An 18756-nucleotide genomic window follows, 5' to 3' on the forward strand; every position below is an offset into this window, starting at 1 on the left:
CCCCCCCCACCCTCCGTGATGGGGACGTGTCCACCTTCCCCCCCCCCCCCCCCACCCAGGGGAAGCAGGACCCCCACCCCCCACCCCCCCTGGGGTCCGGCCCCCCCGCCGCCCCCCCCGGCACCCACCGTCCGAGGACTGATCGTGACCGCACAGACCACCGCAAGAGCATCGATCCCGCCGGCGCGACCGCCGGCGTCGCGCCGCCCGACGGCGCGCACCGGCCGCCGCCACCGCGCGAGCCACCCCGCCGCCTTCCTGATCCCGGCGTTCGCGGTGCTCGGCGTGTTCTTCTTCCTGCCGACGATCTTCAACTTCGTCTACGCGCTCACCGACTGGTCGAGCTTCAAGAGCGAGATCGCGTTCGTCGGGCTGCAGAACTTCCAGGACCTCCTTGCCAGCGGCACGCTCCTGACGTCGCTGCGGATCACGCTCGTGTACGCGGTCCTCGTGGCGATCTTCCAGAACCTCTTCGGGCTGCTCCTCGCGCTGCTGCTCGAACGCGACACCCGGATCAACCGGTTCGCCCGGGTCATGTTCTTCATCCCGGTGGTCATGTCGGCGCTCGCCGCCGGCTACGTGTTCCAGGCGATCCTCAAGCCGGACGGCGCCGCCAACGCCATCCTCGGCGCGCTCGTGGGCCACCCGGTCACGATCCCGTGGCTGGGCGACACCACGTGGACGCTGGTCGTGGTCGCGCTGATCCACGCCTGGAAGTGGATGGGGCTGTCGATGCTCATCTACCTCGCGGGCCTCAAGACCATCAGCGAGGACGTGCTGGAGGCCGCGCGGCTGGACGGCGCCTCGGCGTGGACCACGTTCCGCGACATCCGGTTCCCCCTGCTCGCGCCCGCGCTGACCTTCAACGTCGCCACCGCGCTGCTCGGCTCGATGAACGGGTTCGACATCGTGCAGGCGACCACCGGCGGCGGGCCGGCGCGCACCACGGAGCTGCTCAACATCTTCATCTTCCGCACGTTCGGGCAGGGGCTGTTCGCCCAGGCCACGACCATGAGCCTCGTGCTCTTCGTGGTCGTGGTGGCCCTCGCGTTCCCCGTCATCCGGACCCTGCGCAAGAGGGAGGACGTCCTGTGAGCACCAGTCCTGTGAGCACCCGCTCCCTGAACGGCGGCCGGCACGGGCTCTGGCGGCGCGTGCAGCCGGTGGTCGCGATCCTCGCGGTCGTGCTGCTGATCGGCCTGCCGCTGTGGATCGTCGTCGTCACCGCGGGCAAGTCCCAGGGCGAGGCCCTGAACCCCGACCTCTCCCTGCCCACGACCTGGCAGTACGCCGAGAACTTCGCGGCCGTCTGGGAGCAGGGCCGGGTCCCCGCGGCGTTCTTCGGGAGCCTGCTGGTCATGGTCCCCGCGGTGGTCGGGGTGCTGGCGCTCGGCTCGCTCGCGTCGTGGGTGCTGGCCCGGCGCAGCTCCCGCCTCATGGCGGTGTTCTACGCGCTCGCGATCAGCGGCATCGTGCTGCCGCCCGCCGTGGTGACCGTGGTGCTCCTGCTGCGCCAGCTCGGCCTCGCGGGCACGGCGATCGGGATGATCGGCGTCTACATGGGCATGTACCTGTCCACGGTGATCTTCTTCGTCACCGGGTTCATCCGCACCATCCCGGTGGAGCTCGAGGAGGCGGCGCGGGTCGACGGCGCCGGGCCGCTGCGGGTGTTCGGCCGGATCATCCTGCCGCTGCTCGCCCCGGTGCTGTCGACGGCGACCATCCTGATCTGCCTGTACGTGTGGAACGACGTCTTCTACGCGTTCTTCGTGGTCGGCGGGCGCCTCGACACGCTGCCGCTGAACCTGTTCCAGGTGGCCAGCGCCGGGCTGTACCTGGACAACTGGCACCTGATCTTCGCCTACGTGGTGCTGATGAGCCTGCCGCTGCTGGTCGTGTTCGTGGTGGCCCAGCGCAAGATCATCTCGGGCATCACGTCGGGCGCGGTCAAGTAGTGCGGCTACGCCTGGGTCTCCGGCTCAGGCGTAGCCGGCGGCTCAGGCGTAGCTGGCCTTGACCACCAGGACCGGGGCGGGGGAGTCGAGCAGCACCTGCTGCGTCGTCGACCCCACCAGGAACGTGCCCACCGTGGAGTGCTTGCGCGAGCCGATGACCACGAGCTCCGCGGCGACGGCCTCGGCCTGGTCGACGATCGCGTCGGCCACCTCGGCCTGCTCGGCGCGGAACGTGACGGGCGCGACGGTGACCGTGCCGGGCACGGTGTCGAGCAGGTGCGCGAGGGACGCGGGGACCTTCGTGTCCGCCTGCGGCGTGAGCACGAGGACGGCCAGCTCCTGCCGGCGTCGTACCGCCTCGGCGACGGCTGCGCGCATGGCCGCCTCACCCTGGGGCGACTCGTTATATGCCACGAGGACGGTCATCGGTCCTAGCACCTCCGGACAGGTTCGCCGGGTAGTCACCCTGCGGTGAAACTCTCTCACATGTCCGGTCCACCGGCAGGCGCCGGACAACGCGTGGAACACCCGTGGGACGTCCTGGGCACCGAACGGGACCCCTTTTCGTTTGCCGGGACGTACCGGACTTGTAGGGTCCGAGTGCTTGGGGTTTCCGGGCGGGTGCCCGGGCGGAGAGAAGAGGAAGACGACATGGGCCTGCTGGACAAGATCAAGGGCGAGCTGGTCGACATCGTCGAGTGGCTCGACGACACCCGGGACACGATCGTCTGGCGGTTCCCCCGCTACGAGAACGAGATCAAGATGGGCGCCCGGCTCGTGGTGCGCGAGTCGCAGACCGCGGTCTTCGTCAACGAGGGCGTCATCGCGGACGTCTTCCAGCCCGGCACCTACACGCTGGAGACCCAGAACCTTCCGGTGCTCTCGACGCTGAAGGGCTGGAAGCACGGCTTCCACTCGCCGTTCAAGGCCGAGGTGTACTTCGTCAGCACCCGCCAGTTCACCGACATGAAGTGGGGCACCAAGAACCCCGTCATGATGCGGGACCCCGAGCTGGGCATGGTGCGCGTGCGGGCCTTCGGCGCGTTCTCGGCCCGGGTCACCGACCCCCAGGTGCTGCTGCGCGAGCTGGTCGGCACCGACCCGCAGTTCCGCACCGACGAGGTGCACGAGTACCTGCGGCAGAACGTGGTGAGCCACCTCGCGAGCGTGCTCGCGACGTCCGGCATCCCGGTGATCGAGCTCGCCGCGCACCACGGCGACCTGGGCGACCAGCTCGCCACCCGGCTCACCGACGAGCTCGCCGACATCGGCATCTCCGTGCCGAAGTTCGTCATCGAGAACATCTCGCTGCCGCCCGAGGTCGAGGAGGCCCTCGACAAGCGCACGTCCATGGGCATCGTCTCGTCCGGCACCGTGGGCAGCATGGCCGCCTTCCAGCAGTTCCAGGCCGGCCAGGCCATGGAGGCGGCGGCCGACGGCGGCGGCGCGGCGGGCGCGGTGATCGGCATGGGCCTGGGCCACGGGGTCGGCAACGCGATCGTGCCGCCCACGCAGCCGGCGCCCGCGGCACCCGCCCCGGCCCCGGCCGCGGCGTCGGGCCCGCCGCCCCTGCCCGGCGGCTGGTACCTCGGCAACGGCGGCGCGCAGACCGGCCCGTTCGACGACGCCGCCCTCGCGGGTCAGGCCGCCGCGGGCACCCTCACGGCGACCACGCTGATCTGGCGTGCCGGCATGGCCGGCTGGGAGCCGGCGGCGTCGGTCCCGGACGTGGCGAAGCACCTCGGCGCCACGCCGCCCCCGCTGCCGCAGGCCTGAGCATGGCGGAGCTCACCGACGGCGGCCCCGCCGCCCACCACGCCTACCCCTGCGCGCAGTGCGGGGCCGCGGTCGAGTTCGCGGCCGGGACCGGCACGCTGACCTGCCCGTACTGCGGCCACGAGCAGGAGGTCGCCGCCGTCGTCCGCGAGGTGCGCGAGCACGACTTCGCGGCCCTGGCGGCGACGGCGCGGCCCGCCGCGCCCGCGGCGCACGACTACCGGTGCGACACCTGCGGCGCGGTCACCACCAGCGACCACCTGTCCCAGAAGTGCGGCTTCTGCGGCTCGCCGATGGTCGCCGAGGTCGAGACCCTCGGCCTCGTCGAGCCCGAGGCCGTGCTGCCCTTCGAGGTCGACCGGTCGGCCATGCAGGGCGCCCTGCAGACCTGGGTGCGCTCACGCTGGTTCGCGCCGTCGGCCCTGAAGAAGGTGGTCTCGGCGGAGCAGGCCCACGGCGTCTACCTGCCGCACTGGACCTTCGACGCGCGCACCCGCTCGGACTACACCGGGCAGCGCGGCGAGCACTACTGGGTCACCGAGACGTACACGACCACCGACTCCGAGGGCCGCAGCCAGACCCAGACCCGGCAGGTGCAGAAGACCCGCTGGTACCCGGCGTCGGGCACGGTGGCGCGGGACTTCGACGACGTCCTCGTCACCGGGACCCACCGGGTCATGCCCGAGCACCTGGCGAAGCTCAGCCCGTGGCCGCTCCAGCAGGCCCGGGCCTACCAGCCCGACTACCTCGCCGGCTACGAGACCCTGCGGTACGACGTCGAGCCCGAGGCCGGGCTGGAGAACGCCAAGGGGGAGATGGCGCCGGTCATCGAGAACGACTGTGAGCGGGACATCGGCGGCGACGTGCAGCGCGTGCACCAGGTGCACACCAGCTACGCGGCCGTGACGTACAAGCTCCTGCTGCTGCCCGTGTGGATCGCCACCTACCTGTACGGCGGCAAGCCGTTCCAGGTGCTGGTCAACGCCCGCACGGCCGAGGTGGTCGGGGAGCGGCCGTGGTCGGCGTGGAAGATCACGCTCGCCGTGCTGGCCGGCCTGCTCGTCGTCGCGGCGATCGTCTGGGCGGTCGTCGCGAACGGCGACGGCGGCTCGGCCGGGGCGCTCGCGGACGGCCTGGTGGACGGCCTCCGAGGAACCGCGGGCCCGCCCCGTCCGTTGGCCGATCGGTAGACGACGACCGCAAGGAGACCAATCCGATGCTGTGCCCCATCGACCAGACCACGCTCGTCATGTCCGAGCGCAAGGGGATCGAGATCGACTACTGCCCCACGTGCCGTGGCGTGTGGCTCGACCGTGGCGAGCTCGACAAGGTGATCGACCGCTCGGTGGAGACCGAGATCGCGGCCGAGAACCGGCCGGCGACGCCGCCGGCCGCACCCGCCGCCCCCGCTGCGCCCAACCCGGTGCACGCCGGCCCGGCGTACGGCTCGCCGCAGCCGGCCTACGACCCGCGCTACGACGACCGGCGCCGCGACGACGACCGGCGTCGTGACGACGACCGGCGCTACGACCGGGACCGCCGGTACGACAACGAACGCCGGTACGGGTCGTACGACGACCGCCGCCACGACCCGCGGTACAAGAAGAAGCGCAAGGAGTCCTTCCTGGAGGACCTGTTCGACTTCTGACGAGGCGTCGAACGTAGGGTCCGTCGGCCCATGAGCGCTCATGGGCCGACGGACCCTACGTTCAGCTCCCCGGGCCTTTGCGGGGCGTGCCGCGTCAGAGGGGCGTTAGCGAGCGTCTGGGCGCCGTCAGCGTTCCGTCAAGGAGCGGTTCCACCGGTCGCGCGCAGGCGTAGACCAGTGGCATGACCGATCTGGCCTTCATCCTCCTGACCGTGGCGTTCTTCGCCGCGGTGGCCCTGGTGGCGCGCCGCGCCTCCGCGAGCCCCGACTCCGCCCGCCCCTCGGGGAGGCGGAAGTGAACCCCTTCGACGCCGTGGGCCTGGTGCTCACCCTGGCGGGCCTCGTCTACCTCTTCGTGGCGCTGATCCGCGCCGACCGGACGCGGTGAACGCCATGAGCACACCGGTTCTCGTCGCGGTGGCGCAGGTGCTCGTCCTGCTCGCCCTGCTCGCCGCCGTCCACGCGCCGCTGGGCGCGTACATGGCGCGCGTCTACTCCAGCCCGAAGCACCTGCGCGCCGAGCGCCTCTGGTACCGCCTGGTCCGGGTGGACCCGGACGCCGAGCAGCGCTGGACCACCTACCTGATGTCCCTGCTGGGCTTCTCGCTCGTCTCCGTGCTCTTCCTGTACGGGATGCTGCGTCTCCAGGCGTACCTGCCCTGGAGCCTGGGCTTCGACGGGTTCGACCCGGCCGGCGCCTGGAACACCGCGGTCAGCTTCGTGACCAACACGAACTGGCAGTGGTACTCGGGTGAGGCCGCCGCCGGACACCTGGTGCAGATGGCCGGCCTGGCCGTGCAGAACTTCGTCTCGGCCGCCGTCGGCATGGCCGTCGCGATCGCCCTGGTGCGCGGCTTCGCCCGCTCCGGGACGGACGCCCGCGTCGGCAACTTCTGGTCCGACCTGACGCGCGGCGTGACGCGCATCCTGCTGCCCCTGTCCCTGGTGGCCGCGGTCCTGCTCATGGTGGGCGGCGTGATCCAGAACCTGGACCCGCACACCGCGATCACCACGGTCGAGGGCGCCACCCAGCAGTCGCTGGGCGGTCCGGTGGCCTCGCAGGAGGCCATCAAGGAGCTCGGCACCAACGGTGGCGGCTTCTTCAACGCGAACTCCGGCCACCCGCTGGAGAACCCGACGCCGTTCACCAACCTCGTCGAGATCTTCCTGATCCTGCTCATCCCGTTCACCCTGCCCCGCACGTTCGGCATCCTCGTGGGCGACAAGCGCCAGGGCTGGGCGATCCTCGGCGTCATGGGCGGCCTCGCGCTGGCCTCGCTCGTGCTCACCACCTGGGCCGAGATGGCGGGGCCGGGTGCCGCGCCGCAGGCCGCGGGCGCAGCGATGGAGGGCAAGGAGACCCGGTTCGGCCTCGCGGGCAGCGCGCTGTTCGCGGTGGCGACGACGGCGACGTCGACGGGCGCGGTGAACGCGTCGCACGACTCGCTGACGGCGCCGGGTGGCGGGCTGGTGCTGTTCAACATGCTCCTGGGCGAGATCGCGCCGGGCGGTGTGGGCGCCGGCCTGTACGGCATGCTCGTGCTGGCCGTGGTCGCGGTGTTCATCGCCGGGCTCATGGTGGGGCGCACCCCCGAGTACCTGGGCAAGAAGATCGGCAAGCAGGAGATGACGCTCGTCGCCCTGTACGTGCTGACCACGCCCGCGCTGGTCCTGGTGGGCACGGCGGCCGCCGTGGTGGTCGAGCCCGGCCTGGTGGGTATCCAGGAGTCCGGTCCGCACGGCCTGTCCGAGGTGCTGTACGCGTTCGCCTCGGCGGCGAACAACAACGGCTCCGCCTTCGGCGGGCTCACCTCCGGCACCCCGTTCTACGAGGTGACGCAGGGTCTGGCGATGCTCGCCGGCCGGTTCGTGCCGATCGCGCTGGTGCTGGCCCTGGCGGGTCGCCTCGCGAGCCAGACGGCGGTGCCGGCGACGTCGGGCACCCTGCCCACGCACCGCCCGCTGTTCGCGGGCATGCTCGCGACGGTCGCGATCATCGTCGTGGGGCTCACCTTCATCCCTGTTCTTTCCCTCGGTCCCGTTGTGGAGTCCCTGTCATGACCATCGACACCCGGAACGTCCCGGACGTTCCCACCCAGGAGCCCGCGGCCGCCGGCGGCGCGCGGCGCCCCGCGAAGCGGCAGACGCCGCGCGCGCTGACCTGGGCGCAGCTGCGGTCCGCCCTCCCGGGCGCGCTGCGCAAGCTGGACCCGCGCGTGCTGTACACCTCGCCGGTCATGTTCGTGGTCGAGGTGGGTGCGTTCGTCACGACCGTGCTCGCGATCGTCGACCCCGACATGTTCGCCTGGTGGATCGCGGTGTGGCTGTGGGCCACCGTGCTGTTCGCGACGCTCGCCGAGTCCGTGGCGGAGTCGCGCGGCAAGGCGCAGGCCTCCACGCTGCGCGCCACGCAGAAGCAGACGACGGCGCGCAAGGTCGACGCCCCGCAGGACACCCTGACCTCGGGCACGCGGCTGGACCTGCTGCCCACGGTCGAGGTGCCGTCCTCGACGCTGCAGGTGGGCGACGTCGTCGTGGTCGCCGCGGGCGAGACCGTCCCGGGCGACGGCGACGTCATCGAGGGCGTCGCGTCCATCGACGAGTCGGCGATCACCGGCGAGTCGGCGCCCGTCATCCGCGAGTCGGGTGGCGACCGCAGCGCCGTCACGGGCGGCACGGTGGTGCTGTCCGACCAGGTCGTCGTGCGCATCACGGCGCCCGCCGGGGCCACGTTCGTGGACCGGATGATCGCCCTCGTCGAGGGCAGCGAGCGCCAGAAGACGCCGAACGAGATCGCGCTGAACATCCTGCTCACGTCGCTGACCATCGTGTTCCTGCTGGCGGTGGCCACGCTGCAGCCGTTCGCGGTCTACTCGGGCTCGCGGCAGTCGCTGCTGGTCCTGGTGGCGTTGCTGGTCTGCCTCATCCCGACGACGATCGGCGCGCTGCTGAGCGCGATCGGCATCGCGGGCATGGACCGGCTGGTGCAGCGCAACGTGCTGGCGATGTCGGGCCGCGCCGTGGAGGCGGCGGGTGACGTGGACGTGCTGCTGCTCGACAAGACGGGCACCATCACGTACGGCAACCGCCGCGCCACGCAGGTGCTGCCGGTGAGCCGCGTGACGCCGCAGGAGCTCGCGATCGCGGCGCGGCTCGCGTCGCTGGCCGACGAGACCCCGGAGGGGCGCAGCATCGTCGAGCTGGTGGACGACAAGTACGGCGCGGGCGAGGAGCTGCCGCTGGACGCTGAGCTGGTGCCGTTCTCGGCCCAGACCCGGATGTCGGGCGTGGACCTGCCGCTGACCCGGTCGAGCGAGGCGGGCGGCGCGGGGCACACCGAGCTGCACCGCATCCGCAAGGGTGCCGGCAGCGCGATCCAGCGCTGGGTGCACAGCACGGGTGCGCAGATCTCCGACAAGGAGGTCAAGGACCTGGAGAAGCACGTCGACTCCGTGTCCCGGGCCGGCGGCACGCCGCTGGTGGTCGCGGAGCAGGTCGGCGAGGCCCCCGCGCGGGTGCTCGGCGTCGTCCGGCTCAAGGACGTGGTCAAGGAGGGCATGCGCGAGCGGTTCGACGAGCTGCGCGCCATGGGCATCCGGTCGGTGATGGTCACGGGCGACAACGCCGTGACCGCGCGGGCTATCGCCGCGGAGGCCGGGGTGGACGACGTCCTGGCGGAGGCCACGCCGGAGGACAAGCTGGCGCTCATCAAGCGCGAGCAGGAGGGCGGCAAGCTCGTCGCGATGGCCGGCGACGGCACGAACGACGCCCCGGCGCTGGCCCAGTCCGACGTCGGCGTGGCGATGAACACCGGCACGTCCGCCGCCAAGGAGGCGGGCAACATGGTGGACCTCGACTCGGACCCCACCAAGCTCATCGAGATCGTGGAGATCGGCAAGCAGCTCCTGATCACGCGCGGGGCGCTGACCACATTCTCCGTGGCGAACGACGTCGCGAAGTACTTCGCGATCCTGCCCGCCATGTTCATGACCGTGTTCCCGCAGCTCGAGGCGCTGAACATCATGCGGCTGGCGAGCCCCGGCTCCGCCATCCTGTCGGCCGTCATCTTCAACGCGCTGATCATCCTGGCGCTGATCCCGCTGTCGCTGCGCGGCGTGAAGTACCGGCCGGCGTCGGCGTCGTCCCTGCTGACGCGCAACCTGCTGGTCTACGGCCTCGGCGGCCTGGTGGCGCCGTTCATCGGGATCAAGCTCATCGACCTCGTCGTCTCGCTGCTCCCGGGCCTGTAGCCCGGTCCCGAGCAGACCGAAAGGAAATCCCATGGCATCAACAACGGTCGCGAGCGATCTCGCGGCGCTGACCCGGCACTCCCTGGCGGGGCTGCGCATGCTGCTCGTGTTCACCCTCCTGCTGGGCCTGGCCTACCCGCTCGCGGCGACCGCCGTCGGGCAGGTGGCCTTCCCCTGGCAGGCCAACGGCTCGCTGGTGCGGGCCGACGGCTCGCACACCACCGACCGCTCCGAGGCGGTGGGCTCCGCGCTCGTCGCACAGGGCTTCGAGGGCGTCGAGTACTTCCACCCGCGGCCGTCCGCCGCGGGCGACGGGTACGACACGTCCGCCTCCGCCGCGTCGAACCTCGGCCCGCTCAACCCGGACCTGGTCGCGACGATCGAGGAGCGCAAGGCCGCCGTCGCCGAGCTGGAGGGCGTGGACCCGGCGGACGTCCCGGCCGACGCCGTCACGGCGTCGGGCTCGGGCCTCGACCCGGAGATCAGCCCGGCGTACGCCGCGATCCAGGTCGCCCGGGTCGCGGAGGCGCGCGGGCTGTCCGTGGCCGACGTCGAGGCGGCTGTCGCCGCCCACACCGCCGGGCGCGACCTGGGCGTGCTCGGCGAGCCGCGGGTGAACGTGCTGGAGCTCAACCTCGCCCTCGATGACGCACACTGATCCCATGAGCACCGGACGCCGGGGCCGCCTCACGGTCTACCTGGGGGCGGCCCCTGGCGTGGGCAAGACCTACGCCATGCTGGACGAGGCGCACCGGCGCCGCGCGCGGGGCACCGACCTGGTGATCGGCCTGGTCGAGACGCACGGGCGGGCCGCGACGGTCGCCAAGATCGGCGACCTGGAGATGATCCCGCGGCGGCTGGCCGAGCACCGCGGGTCGACGCTCACCGAGCTCGACGTCCCGGCCCTGCTGGAGCGCGCACCCGAGGTGGCGCTCGTGGACGAGCTGGCGCACACCAACGCGCCCGGCTCGCAGCACGCCAAGCGCTGGCAGGACGTGCACGACCTGCTGGACGCCGGCATCGACGTGGTCACCACCGTCAACGTGCAGCACATCGCGTCGCTGACCGACGACGTCGAGGCCATCACCGGCGTGCGGCAGCGCGAGACCGTGCCGGACCAGGTGGTGCGCGACGCCGACCAGATCCAGCTCGTGGACCTCTCGCCGGAGCAGCTCCGGCGTCGGCTCGCGCACGGCAACGTGTACCGGGCCGAGCAGATCGACGCCTCGATGTCGTCGTTCTTCCGCGTGGGCAACCTGACGGCGCTGCGCGAGCTCGCCCTGCTGTGGCTCGCCGACCGGGTGGACGACGCCCTGACGCGGTACCGCGCCGACCACTCGATCGGCGGCACCTGGCCGGCCCGCGAGCGCATCGTCGTGGCCGTCACGGGCGGGCCGGAGACGGAGACGCTGCTGCACCGGGCGGCGCGCATCGCGCAGCGGGCCGCGGGGACGGAGCTGCTGGCGGTGCACGTGCTGCCCACGGACGGGCTGCCGTCCACGCCGTCGGCCACGATCGCCGCGCACCGGGCGCTCGTCGAGTCGCTCGGCGGCGTGTTCCACACGGTGGTGGGGGAGGACGTGCCGTCCGCCGTCGTCGACTTCGCCCGCGGCGTGAACGCGACCATGATCGTCGTGGGCGTCTCCCGCCACCCCGTGTGGCGGCAGGCGCTGCTCGGCTCGTCCAGCGCGGAGATCGCCCGGCTCTCGGGCACGATCGACGTGCACCTCGTGACGCACGAGCGCGCCCGCGTGGGCGTCGGGGTGCGCTCGCGGTACTCCTCCCTGTCCCCGAAGCGCCGCGCGGTGGGCTGGGGCTCGGCCCTGCTGATCCCGGCCCTGCTGACGGCCGCGCTCCTGGTGATCGGCACGGACGACGTCGCGCTCGCCACGGACGCCATGCTGCTGCTGGCGGGGGTGGTCGGCGTCGCGCTGATCGGCGGGCTGTGGCCCGCCGTGGTGGCCGCCGTGGTGTCCAACCTGTGCCTCAACTGGTTCTTCGCGCCGCCGGTGGGCCGGTTCACGATCGCCCAGGGGGAGAACGTGCTCGCGCTCGCCGTCTTCGTGGTGATCGCGGTCGCCGTCGCCTCCGTGGTGGACCTGGCCGCGCGGCGCACCACCCAGGCGTACCGGGCGCGGGCCGAGGCGTCCACGCTGGCCGCGCTGTCCCGCTCCGTGCTGTCGGGCCAGGACACGGCGCAGGCGATCGTGCACCGCCTCGCGCAGACGTTCGCGATGGCCGACGTGCGCCTGGAGGAGCGGGCCGACGACCGCGCGCCGTGGTCCGTGGTGGCGCACGAGCGGTGGGTAACGGACGCGGAGCCCGCGCCCGGCGGCGGGTCCGGCGGCGCGTCCGGCCGTGCCTCCAACGACGCGGAGGCGGACCCGACCGTGACCGAGGTGGTGATCGACGACCGGCACCGGCTGGTGCTCGCCGGTCGTGTGCTGCCGGCGAGCGACCGGCAGGTGGTGGAGGCGTTCGGCGTGCAGGCCGGGATCGTCCTGGAGCGGCGCCGCCTGCGCGAGCAGGCCGCCCAGGCCGAGGTGCTGGAGCGCACCGAGAGCACCCGCACCGCGCTGCTCGCCGCCGTCTCGCACGACCTGCGCACGCCGCTCGCCGCGATCCGCACGGCGGTGGACGGCCTGTCCTCGCCCGACGTCGAGCTGGACCGGGAGGACCGCGACGTCCTGACTGCCACGATCGCGGACTCGACGCACCGGCTGGAGCGCCTCATCGGCAACCTCCTGGACCTGTCCCGCATCCAGACCGGCGCCGTCCGGCCCGCGCTGCGGGCGGCGTCGCTGGAGGAGGTGGTGCCGATCGCCGTCGAGCCGTGGCTCGCCGACCTGGCGCTCGACGTGCCGGAGGACCTCCCGCTCGTGCACACCGACCCCGGCCTGTTCGAACGGGTCGTGGCCAACGTGGTCTCCAACGCGGTGCGGCACTCGCCGCCCGGCGCCAAGGTGCTGTTCACGGCCTCCGCCGCGCGCGACGCGGTGGAGCTGCGCGTGGCCGACACCGGGCCGGGCGTGCCCGAGGAGCGCAAGGCGACGATGTTCGAGCCCTTCCAGCGGCTCGACGACACGAGCGCGGGCGGCCTGGGCCTGGGTCTCGCGGTCGCGGCGGGCCTCGCGGACGCCGTCGGCGCCCGGATCTCGGCCGAGGACACCCCCGGTGGCGGCCTCACGATGGTGCTCACGGTGCCGCGCGAGACCGCCCTGGATGATGGGATGGCCTCGTGACCGGTGAGACGGACGGTGAGGCGCGCGCGACGACGTCGGGCAACCGCGTGCTCGTGGTGGACGACGACGCCGCGCTGACCCGCGCCCTGGCGATCAACCTGCGCGCCCACGGCTGGGACGTGACCGCCGCGCCGACGGGGGCGGCCGCGCTCGACGCCGTGGCGTCGGCGCGGCCCGACGTGGTGCTGCTCGACCTCGGGCTGCCCGACATGCCGGGGCTCGACGTCATCGCGGGCATCCGGGGCTGGACGCGGGTGCCGATCGTGGTGCTGTCGGCCCGGCAGCTCGGTGACGACAAGGTGGACGCGCTCGATGCCGGGGCAGACGACTACGTGACCAAGCCGTTCGCGATGAACGAGCTGCTGGCCCGGCTGCGCGCCGCCGTCCGCCGGGCGGAGCCCGCGCAGGCCGAGGAGCCCGTGGTCACCGCGGGTGACCTGCGGATCGACCTGGCGCGGCGGCAGGTGTCCCGCGCCGGGGCCGAGGTGCGCCTGAGCCCGACGGAGTGGGCGCTGCTGGAGGTGCTGGTGCGCAACCGCGGCCGGCTCGTGGACCGCAAGCTGCTGCTGCACGAGGTGTGGGGCCCCGCGTACTCGACGGAGACCAACTACCTGCGCGTCTACACGGCGCAGCTGCGCCGCAAGCTGGAGAAGGACCCGTCGCACCCGAAGCACATCCTGACCCACCCGGGGGCGGGGTACCGGTTCGAGGAGTGAGGGCGTCAAGGTCCCGTCAGGATGTGCGGGACCGGCGTACGGGATACGTTCACGCGGCCCGTTCCGTCACGCGGTCTTCGTAGCGTCGCGGGTATGGCCCTGACCTCTGCTTCCCGCCGTTCCTCCGGTGCCGGGCCGGTGCCGGACGCGACGCCGGACGACACCGACCGGGTGATCCTGGACCTGCTGCTGCACGACGGGCGGGCCACGCTCCACGAGCTGGCCGCGGCGACCGGCCTGAGCACGTCCGCGACGTCCGTCCGGGTGCGCCGGCTGGTCGAGCGGGGCGTCATCGCGGGCTTCCACGCCCGGGTCGACCGCGCCGTCCTCGGCCGCCCGGTGGAGGTCCTGGCGCAGGTGCAGGTGCGCGCGGACGCCGACCTCGCGGCGTTCGAGGACGCGCTGGCGGGCAGCGCGGCCGTGGTGTCGGCGTGGCAGGTCACGGGGGAGTACGACTACGCCGTCCACCTCGCGTGCCGCAGCCTGCCGGACGTCGAGGAGGAGCTGCGCCGCCTGCGCGAGCAGCCGGGCGTGCGGCGCGCGTCGGCGCAGCTCCTGCTGCACCAGGTGCAGCTGTCCTGAGGTAGCTCAGAGCAGGCGGAGCGCGCCGCCGTGCGCGTCGGGGTGGTCCAGCCGGGCGAGGCCGCTGCGGAAGTCCGGGAAACCCTCGTACACCTCCAGGTCGCGGCGGATCGCCGCCGTCTCTTCGGGGACCGGGCCCACCAGCGGCAGGCGCACCCGGGCGGTCGGCAGCAGGCCGAGGCCGCGCAACACCACCTTGGTCGCCACGGCGGGCGGCACGTGACGGTGCAGGGCGTGGTCGAGCGGGGCGAGGCGCCGGGAGAGGTCGTCCGCGGCGTCCAGGTCGCCGCCCAGCAGGGCGTCGACGTAGGCCCGCCAGCGCGCGGGCTCCACGTTGACGCCGACGCCGACCACGCCCTGCCCGCCCGCGGTGAGCACCATGGCCGCAGCGTCCGACCCCGCGTAGTAGGCCAGGTCGGACAGCCCCATGATCTCCGCGGCGCGGTGCGGGTTCTCCGTCGCGTCCTTGACGGCCCAGACGTTCGGGTGCCCGGCCGCGCGGAGCAGGGTCTCCATCTCGAAGCCGACGCCGAACCGGCGCGGGTTGTCGTAGAGCATCACCGGCACGCCGGCGGCGTCGGCGAGCGCCCGCACGTGTGCGAGGAGCCCGGCCTGGGAGGGGCGGCTGGCCGCCGGGGCGGCGACGAGCACGCCGTCGGCCCCGGCCCGGGCGGCGGCGACGGCGAGGGCGATCCCCGTCGTCGTGTCGTGCTCGCCCACCCCGGCGACGACGGCGGCGCGGTCGCCGGCGGCGTCGATCGCCGCGTGCAGGAGCGCGACCCGCTCCTCGGGGGCGAGCGCGCCGGACTCGCCCGTGGTCCCGCCGACGACCAGCCCGTCCACCCCCTCTCGCACGAGGCGGTCGACGTGCGCGGCGAGCGCGTCGAGGTCGAGGTGACCGTCGGAGGTGAAGGGCGTGACAGTCGCGGCGAAGAGCCGCGTGGGGCGTGGATCAGGCACCCGATCACGCTATGCCGCCGGGTGGGCGGCGGTCCGTACGGGCTGCGTCAGGACTTGGCCCGCGCCCGTACGGGATGCGTCAAGGCCGCCGTTCCCGGGACGGCGCGCGCCGTACGACGGACGCATGACCCTCACCGCGATCCTGCCCACGCTCCGTGCGAGCATCCCCGATCCGCTCACCGCGGACGCCTGGCCGGCGGACACCCGGGCGACGACCACCGACCTGGTGGTGGACGGCATGTCCCTGCACTGCCTCGCCCTGCTGTGCGGCACGCCCTGCGCGCACACGGCCGACGCCGGCGAGCCGGCCGTGGTGGTCACCGCCGTCGTCGACACGACGACGACGCACGACGGCCGGCGGCTGTTGGTCCTCGACGCCGGCCTCGCCCGCCCGGGCGGCGCGACGTGGTCGGAGCTGCGGCTGCTGGGCCGGGCGTCGGTGGCGCGGCTGGTGCCCACCGTCGTCTGCGACCCGGACAAGGTGCCGCTCGCGGAGGTGCCGCTGCCCGCCGACATCGGCGCCGCGGACCTGCTCGGCGTGCCGTGCGTCGGCACGGCTGCCCGCGGCGGCGCCCGTGCCGGCTCTTCTGTTCGAACCGGGCGGCCGTCGTGATCCGGCTGGCGGCCGCGTCGGAGGTGGTCGGCACGAGCCTCGGCGACGTGGAGGTCTGCGTGACCGGCGGACGGCGCGGGCCGGTCCTGTTCTTCCCCGACTCGTACGGCGGCGCGACCGTCGACTGCGGCTGGGAGTCGTACACGCGCCTCGGGTACCGCGTGATCGCGTTCTCCCGGCCCGGCCACGGCCGGACCCGAGTGGGTGACCGCACCGCGGCGGGGTTCGTCCCGGCGGTCGAGGAGGTGTGCGCCGCGCTCGGCATCTCGACGGTGACCGCCGTTGTCGGTGTGTCGTCGGGCGGGCTCCAGGCGCTGCACGTCGCGGCGTCCGGGTCGGTCCGGCCCACGCGGCTGGTCCTGCACAGCGCGGTGTCGTCGACGCTCCGGTACCCCGACTCCGCCGGGCGGCGGGCGCTGGGGCGCGTGCTGTCCGGCCCGCGCGTACAGCGCGGGCTCCGGTCCGTGGTGTCCCGCACGGTCGCCACGGACGCCGGGCTCCGGATGGTGGCCGGGTCCCTGTCCCGGCTGCCCACGAGCGTCTGGTGGCAAACCTGGGGCCCGGAGGACCGCGACCGGGCCCGCGCGACGTTCCGGGCGACGGGTTCCGGCGGCGGCCTCGCCGCCGACCTGCGGCAGGGCCGGCCGGACGACGACGGCGCGCGGCACGCGCTGCTGCGCCGGGTGTCCTGCCCGACGCTCGTGACCGGGTCGCGGCACGACGGCGCCGTGCGCTTCGCCCACGCCCTGGACCTCGCCGAGCACATCGACGACGCGCGCCTGGCCGAGCTCGACGCGCCGACGCACCTGTTCTGGGTCGGGCCGCACGCCGCGCAGGTGCACCGGGCGGTGCAGAGCTTCCTTGCCGAGCTCCTCTGACGAGCGTCGCGCGGGCGGGGTCGTGCGGGCTCGTCCGCGGGTGCGCTCGTGCGCGGTGCGTCAGTCCAGCGACGCCGCGAGCGCCACCAGCGACCGCTCGAAGTCCGCGCGGTCCCCGGCCGGCAGGCCGCCCAGCAGCTCCTGCTCCATCGCGCGGATGCCGGCCTGGCACTGCTCCAGGACCCGCCGCCCCTCGGGGGTGAGCGAGACGACGCGGTTGCGGCGGTCGGCCGGGTCGGGCACGCGGCTGACCAGCCCCAGCTCCACGAGCCGGTCCAGGTTGCCGATCAGCCGGGTCTTGTCGCGCCCGGTCGCGGCCGCTAGCTGCGCCTGGGTCGGGGCGTCCTGCCGGGCGAGCGCGGTGAGCACCACGTGGTCCCACATCTGCAGGCCGGCCGCCGCGAGGACTGGCTCCTCGCGGGCGATCACGACGCGCAGCAGCCGGTCGAGCAGGTAGCCAAGCTCGGGTCGCTCCACCCGCTGATCCTAACCAGGCCGCGATAATCTACCCAGGTGTATCGTCTACTCATGCCTACTTATTCGGAGATGCTCACCCTGCACCACACCGCGCTCGCCGACACCTCCCGCCTCGTCGAGCGCGCCGCCCGCGGCCCGCTGCACATCGCGACGCCGTGCGACGAGTGGGACCTCGCCGCGCTGCTGTCGCACATGATCGGCCAGAACCACGGCTTCGCGGCCGCCCTCGGCGACGGTGAGGCCGACGTCGCGCTCTACGCCGGGCCGGAGGTGACGCCGGACGGCGTCGTCGACGCGTGGGAGGCGTCCGCGACGGCGCTGCGTGAGGCGTCCGCACGCGCGCAACCGGACGCCCCCGTCCACCTGGCCGAGTTCGACACGCAGGTCTCGGCGACGCTCGCCCTCGGCATGCAGCTGCTCGACACCGCCGTGCACGCCTGGGACGTCGCCACGGCGCTCGGCACCACCTACCGGCCCGACGACGCCACGGTCGCCTTCGTGCTCGAGAACGCGGGCGCGATCGCCGCCCGCCCCGGCGGGACTCCGGGTGTGTTCGCGCCGCCGCTCACCGGGACCGGTTCCGACCCGTGGACCGACGCCCTGCGCCTGCTGGGCCGGGACCCGCAGTCGGGCCTGCTCGGCCGGGACCCGCGGCCGGCCGGCTGACCATCCCGAGCGCGACGCCCGTCACCACGATCGTGACGCCCAGCCAGACGGCGGGGCCGGGCACCGGCCCGCCGAGCGCCACACCGCCCACGGCCGCGGCCACGGGGACGACGCCGGTGAACAGCCCGGCCCGACCCGGACCGATCCGGCCCACCGCGGTGTACCAGAGCAGGAACGCCACGACAGTGACACCCAGGGCCAGGTGCAGGGTGGCCGGCAGGTGCTCGGCCCGCAGGGTCAGGACGGCGCCCGGCCCCTCGACCGCCACGCTCAGCACCCAGAGCGCCACGGCCGCGATCCACACGGCGTGCAGCGAGACGCCGTGCGGCCCGAGCCGGCGCAGCACGGGGACGGCCAGCAGCGTGAACCCGGCCTCGCACACCAGGGTGAGGAGCGCGTAGCCGACTCCCGCCGCGTCCGTGCGTCCGCCGCCCGTGACCAGGACGGCGCCCAGGGTCACCACCGCGGCGGCGCCCACCACCACCGGCGTCGGCCGGGTCCCGCCCAGGAGGGGTCCCGCCAGGGCGAGGAGCACGGGCACGGCGGCGACCGCCACCCCGATCACCGCGGGCTCGGCGTGCGCGACGCCGCGGACCACCCCCACGTTGAACAGCACCAGCCCGCTCAGCGCCACGCCCGCGAGCCAGGCCCACTCCCGGCCCCGGGGTGTGGGCAGCGCCCGGCCGGTCAGCCGCAGCACCACCGCCAGCACCAGGGCCGCCAGCGTGTACCGCACGGCCTGCACCGCGAACAGCGGCGCGTCGGCGAGCACGCCCGAGACCGCGACCTGGCTGCCCACGAGCGCCATGCCGAGCGCCGCGAAGAGCGGACCGGTCCAGGCGGGGCCGTGCTGGTCGGTCCGAGGGGCGGCGGCGTCCTGTGTGGGGCCGGTGCCGGTGTTGGGGCCGGTGCCGGTGCGCAGGGCTGGGGTGCTGGTCGTCATGTCTGCGAGCCTGCCGCCACTTTGGTATATCTGACAGAGCCAAGATCGCG

19 protein-coding genes are annotated in these 18756 nt (G+C 73.7%); 15 read left to right on the forward strand and 4 right to left on the reverse strand.

Annotation, left to right across the window (positions count from 1 at the left end):
• The first annotated feature begins 144 nt into the window (after positions 1 to 144).
• Positions 145 to 1095, forward strand: a complete 951-nt coding sequence (locus ACFV9Q_RS05075; protein WP_377233458.1) for a carbohydrate ABC transporter permease — start codon at positions 145 to 147, stop codon at positions 1093 to 1095.
• The gene (locus ACFV9Q_RS05080) at positions 1092 to 1955 is read left to right on the forward strand and encodes a carbohydrate ABC transporter permease (RefSeq protein ID WP_377233459.1); all 864 of its coding nucleotides are present in this window, start codon (positions 1092 to 1094) and stop codon (positions 1953 to 1955) included. The genes ACFV9Q_RS05075 and ACFV9Q_RS05080 overlap by 4 nt, the downstream gene beginning before the upstream one ends.
• A gap of 42 nt (positions 1956 to 1997) precedes the next feature.
• Here ACFV9Q_RS05080 and ACFV9Q_RS05085 read toward each other — a convergent pair whose 3' ends face one another.
• The gene (locus ACFV9Q_RS05085; protein ID WP_377233460.1) at positions 1998 to 2381 is read right to left on the reverse strand and encodes a universal stress protein; all 384 of its coding nucleotides are present in this window, start codon (positions 2379 to 2381) and stop codon (positions 1998 to 2000) included.
• A gap of 225 nt (positions 2382 to 2606) precedes the next feature.
• On the opposite strand from ACFV9Q_RS05085, the gene ACFV9Q_RS05090 reads away from it, so the two are divergent.
• The 10 genes from ACFV9Q_RS05090 to ACFV9Q_RS05135 all read left to right on the forward strand — a co-directional run bounded on the left by ACFV9Q_RS05090 (position 2607) and on the right by ACFV9Q_RS05135 (position 14169).
• Positions 2607 to 3731, forward strand: a complete 1125-nt coding sequence (locus ACFV9Q_RS05090; protein WP_377233461.1) for an SPFH domain-containing protein — start codon at positions 2607 to 2609, stop codon at positions 3729 to 3731.
• Positions 3732 to 3733: 2 nt separating this feature from the next.
• The gene (locus ACFV9Q_RS05095) at positions 3734 to 4921 is read left to right on the forward strand and encodes a hypothetical protein (protein WP_377233462.1); all 1188 of its coding nucleotides are present in this window, start codon (positions 3734 to 3736) and stop codon (positions 4919 to 4921) included.
• A 26-nt stretch (positions 4922 to 4947) separates the two neighbouring features.
• Complete coding sequence (locus ACFV9Q_RS05100) at positions 4948 to 5379, forward strand: zf-TFIIB domain-containing protein (RefSeq protein ID WP_377233463.1); 432 nt, start codon at positions 4948 to 4950, stop codon at positions 5377 to 5379.
• A 295-nt stretch (positions 5380 to 5674) separates the two neighbouring features.
• Positions 5675 to 5767 (forward strand): K(+)-transporting ATPase subunit F, encoded by a 93-nt coding sequence (gene kdpF / locus ACFV9Q_RS05105; RefSeq protein WP_020016455.1) that lies wholly within the window; start codon positions 5675 to 5677, stop codon positions 5765 to 5767.
• Positions 5768 to 5772: 5 nt separating this feature from the next.
• Positions 5773 to 7440 (forward strand): potassium-transporting ATPase subunit KdpA, encoded by a 1668-nt coding sequence (gene kdpA / locus ACFV9Q_RS05110; RefSeq protein WP_377233464.1) that lies wholly within the window; start codon positions 5773 to 5775, stop codon positions 7438 to 7440.
• Complete coding sequence (kdpB, locus tag ACFV9Q_RS05115; RefSeq protein WP_377233465.1) at positions 7437 to 9629, forward strand: potassium-transporting ATPase subunit KdpB; 2193 nt, start codon at positions 7437 to 7439, stop codon at positions 9627 to 9629. Before kdpA ends, kdpB begins: the two co-directional genes overlap by 4 nt.
• Before the next feature lie 31 nt (positions 9630 to 9660).
• Positions 9661 to 10287: a potassium-transporting ATPase subunit KdpC gene (kdpC, locus tag ACFV9Q_RS05120; protein ID WP_377233466.1), complete on the forward strand. Its 627-nt coding sequence runs from the start codon at positions 9661 to 9663 to the stop codon at positions 10285 to 10287.
• Positions 10288 to 10291: 4 nt separating this feature from the next.
• A complete protein-coding gene (locus tag ACFV9Q_RS05125; protein WP_377233467.1) occupies positions 10292 to 12871 on the forward strand; it encodes a DUF4118 domain-containing protein in 2580 nt (859 codons plus the stop codon).
• Positions 12868 to 13587, forward strand: coding sequence for a response regulator (locus tag ACFV9Q_RS05130; protein ID WP_377233468.1), 720 nt, complete (start codon positions 12868 to 12870; stop codon positions 13585 to 13587). Before ACFV9Q_RS05125 ends, ACFV9Q_RS05130 begins: the two co-directional genes overlap by 4 nt.
• A gap of 93 nt (positions 13588 to 13680) precedes the next feature.
• Complete coding sequence (locus ACFV9Q_RS05135; RefSeq protein WP_377233469.1) at positions 13681 to 14169, forward strand: Lrp/AsnC family transcriptional regulator; 489 nt, start codon at positions 13681 to 13683, stop codon at positions 14167 to 14169.
• A gap of 6 nt (positions 14170 to 14175) precedes the next feature.
• Here the strand turns inward: ACFV9Q_RS05135 and ACFV9Q_RS05140 are convergent, their stop codons facing one another.
• Positions 14176 to 15129 (reverse strand): dihydrodipicolinate synthase family protein, encoded by a 954-nt coding sequence (locus ACFV9Q_RS05140; RefSeq protein ID WP_377233470.1) that lies wholly within the window; start codon positions 15127 to 15129, stop codon positions 14176 to 14178.
• 124 nt (positions 15130 to 15253) lie between these two features.
• Here ACFV9Q_RS05140 and ACFV9Q_RS05145 point away from each other — a divergent pair, with 124 nt between their 5' ends.
• Together ACFV9Q_RS05145 and ACFV9Q_RS05150 are read left to right on the forward strand one after the other, a co-directional pair.
• Positions 15254 to 15742 carry a hypothetical protein gene (locus ACFV9Q_RS05145; protein WP_377233471.1) on the forward strand — a complete coding sequence of 163 codons (489 nt, stop codon included), beginning with the start codon at positions 15254 to 15256 and terminating at the stop codon, positions 15740 to 15742.
• The gene (locus ACFV9Q_RS05150; protein ID WP_377233472.1) at positions 15739 to 16620 is read left to right on the forward strand and encodes an alpha/beta fold hydrolase; all 882 of its coding nucleotides are present in this window, start codon (positions 15739 to 15741) and stop codon (positions 16618 to 16620) included. Before ACFV9Q_RS05145 ends, ACFV9Q_RS05150 begins: the two co-directional genes overlap by 4 nt.
• Positions 16621 to 16680: 60 nt before the next feature.
• Here ACFV9Q_RS05150 and ACFV9Q_RS05155 read toward each other — a convergent pair whose 3' ends face one another.
• Positions 16681 to 17097, reverse strand: coding sequence for a MarR family winged helix-turn-helix transcriptional regulator (locus tag ACFV9Q_RS05155; RefSeq protein WP_377233473.1), 417 nt, complete (start codon positions 17095 to 17097; stop codon positions 16681 to 16683).
• A 51-nt stretch (positions 17098 to 17148) separates the two neighbouring features.
• On the opposite strand from ACFV9Q_RS05155, the gene ACFV9Q_RS05160 reads away from it, so the two are divergent.
• The gene (locus ACFV9Q_RS05160) at positions 17149 to 17763 is read left to right on the forward strand and encodes a TIGR03086 family metal-binding protein (RefSeq protein ID WP_377233474.1); all 615 of its coding nucleotides are present in this window, start codon (positions 17149 to 17151) and stop codon (positions 17761 to 17763) included.
• Here ACFV9Q_RS05160 and ACFV9Q_RS05165 read toward each other — a convergent pair.
• Positions 17663 to 18706 carry a DMT family transporter gene (locus tag ACFV9Q_RS05165; RefSeq protein ID WP_377233475.1) on the reverse strand — a complete coding sequence of 348 codons (1044 nt, stop codon included), beginning with the start codon at positions 18704 to 18706 and terminating at the stop codon, positions 17663 to 17665. The two genes, ACFV9Q_RS05160 and ACFV9Q_RS05165, sit on opposite strands and share 101 nt — an antisense overlap.
• Positions 18707 to 18756 lie beyond the last annotated feature (50 nt).

Source organism: Promicromonospora sp. NPDC059942 (assembly GCF_042731755.1).
Lineage (GTDB): Bacteria > Actinomycetota > Actinomycetes > Actinomycetales > Cellulomonadaceae > Promicromonospora.

Coding starts and splice junctions, on each gene's coding strand:
- ACFV9Q_RS05160 (WP_377233474.1), top strand. CDS start 17,149: ATGCCTACTTATTCGGAGATGCTCACCCTGCACCACACCGCGCTCGCC.
- kdpB (WP_377233465.1), top strand. CDS start 7,437: ATGACCATCGACACCCGGAACGTCCCGGACGTTCCCACCCAGGAGCCC.
- kdpA (WP_377233464.1), top strand. CDS start 5,773: ATGAGCACACCGGTTCTCGTCGCGGTGGCGCAGGTGCTCGTCCTGCTC.
- ACFV9Q_RS05145 (WP_377233471.1), top strand. CDS start 15,254: ATGACCCTCACCGCGATCCTGCCCACGCTCCGTGCGAGCATCCCCGAT.
- ACFV9Q_RS05135 (WP_377233469.1), top strand. CDS start 13,681: ATGGCCCTGACCTCTGCTTCCCGCCGTTCCTCCGGTGCCGGGCCGGTG.
- ACFV9Q_RS05095 (WP_377233462.1), top strand. CDS start 3,734: ATGGCGGAGCTCACCGACGGCGGCCCCGCCGCCCACCACGCCTACCCC.
- ACFV9Q_RS05125 (WP_377233467.1), top strand. CDS start 10,292: ATGAGCACCGGACGCCGGGGCCGCCTCACGGTCTACCTGGGGGCGGCC.
- ACFV9Q_RS05165 (WP_377233475.1), bottom strand. CDS start 18,706: ATGACGACCAGCACCCCAGCCCTGCGCACCGGCACCGGCCCCAACACC.
- kdpC (WP_377233466.1), top strand. CDS start 9,661: ATGGCATCAACAACGGTCGCGAGCGATCTCGCGGCGCTGACCCGGCAC.
- ACFV9Q_RS05085 (WP_377233460.1), bottom strand. CDS start 2,381: ATGACCGTCCTCGTGGCATATAACGAGTCGCCCCAGGGTGAGGCGGCC.
- ACFV9Q_RS05090 (WP_377233461.1), top strand. CDS start 2,607: ATGGGCCTGCTGGACAAGATCAAGGGCGAGCTGGTCGACATCGTCGAG.
- ACFV9Q_RS05100 (WP_377233463.1), top strand. CDS start 4,948: ATGCTGTGCCCCATCGACCAGACCACGCTCGTCATGTCCGAGCGCAAG.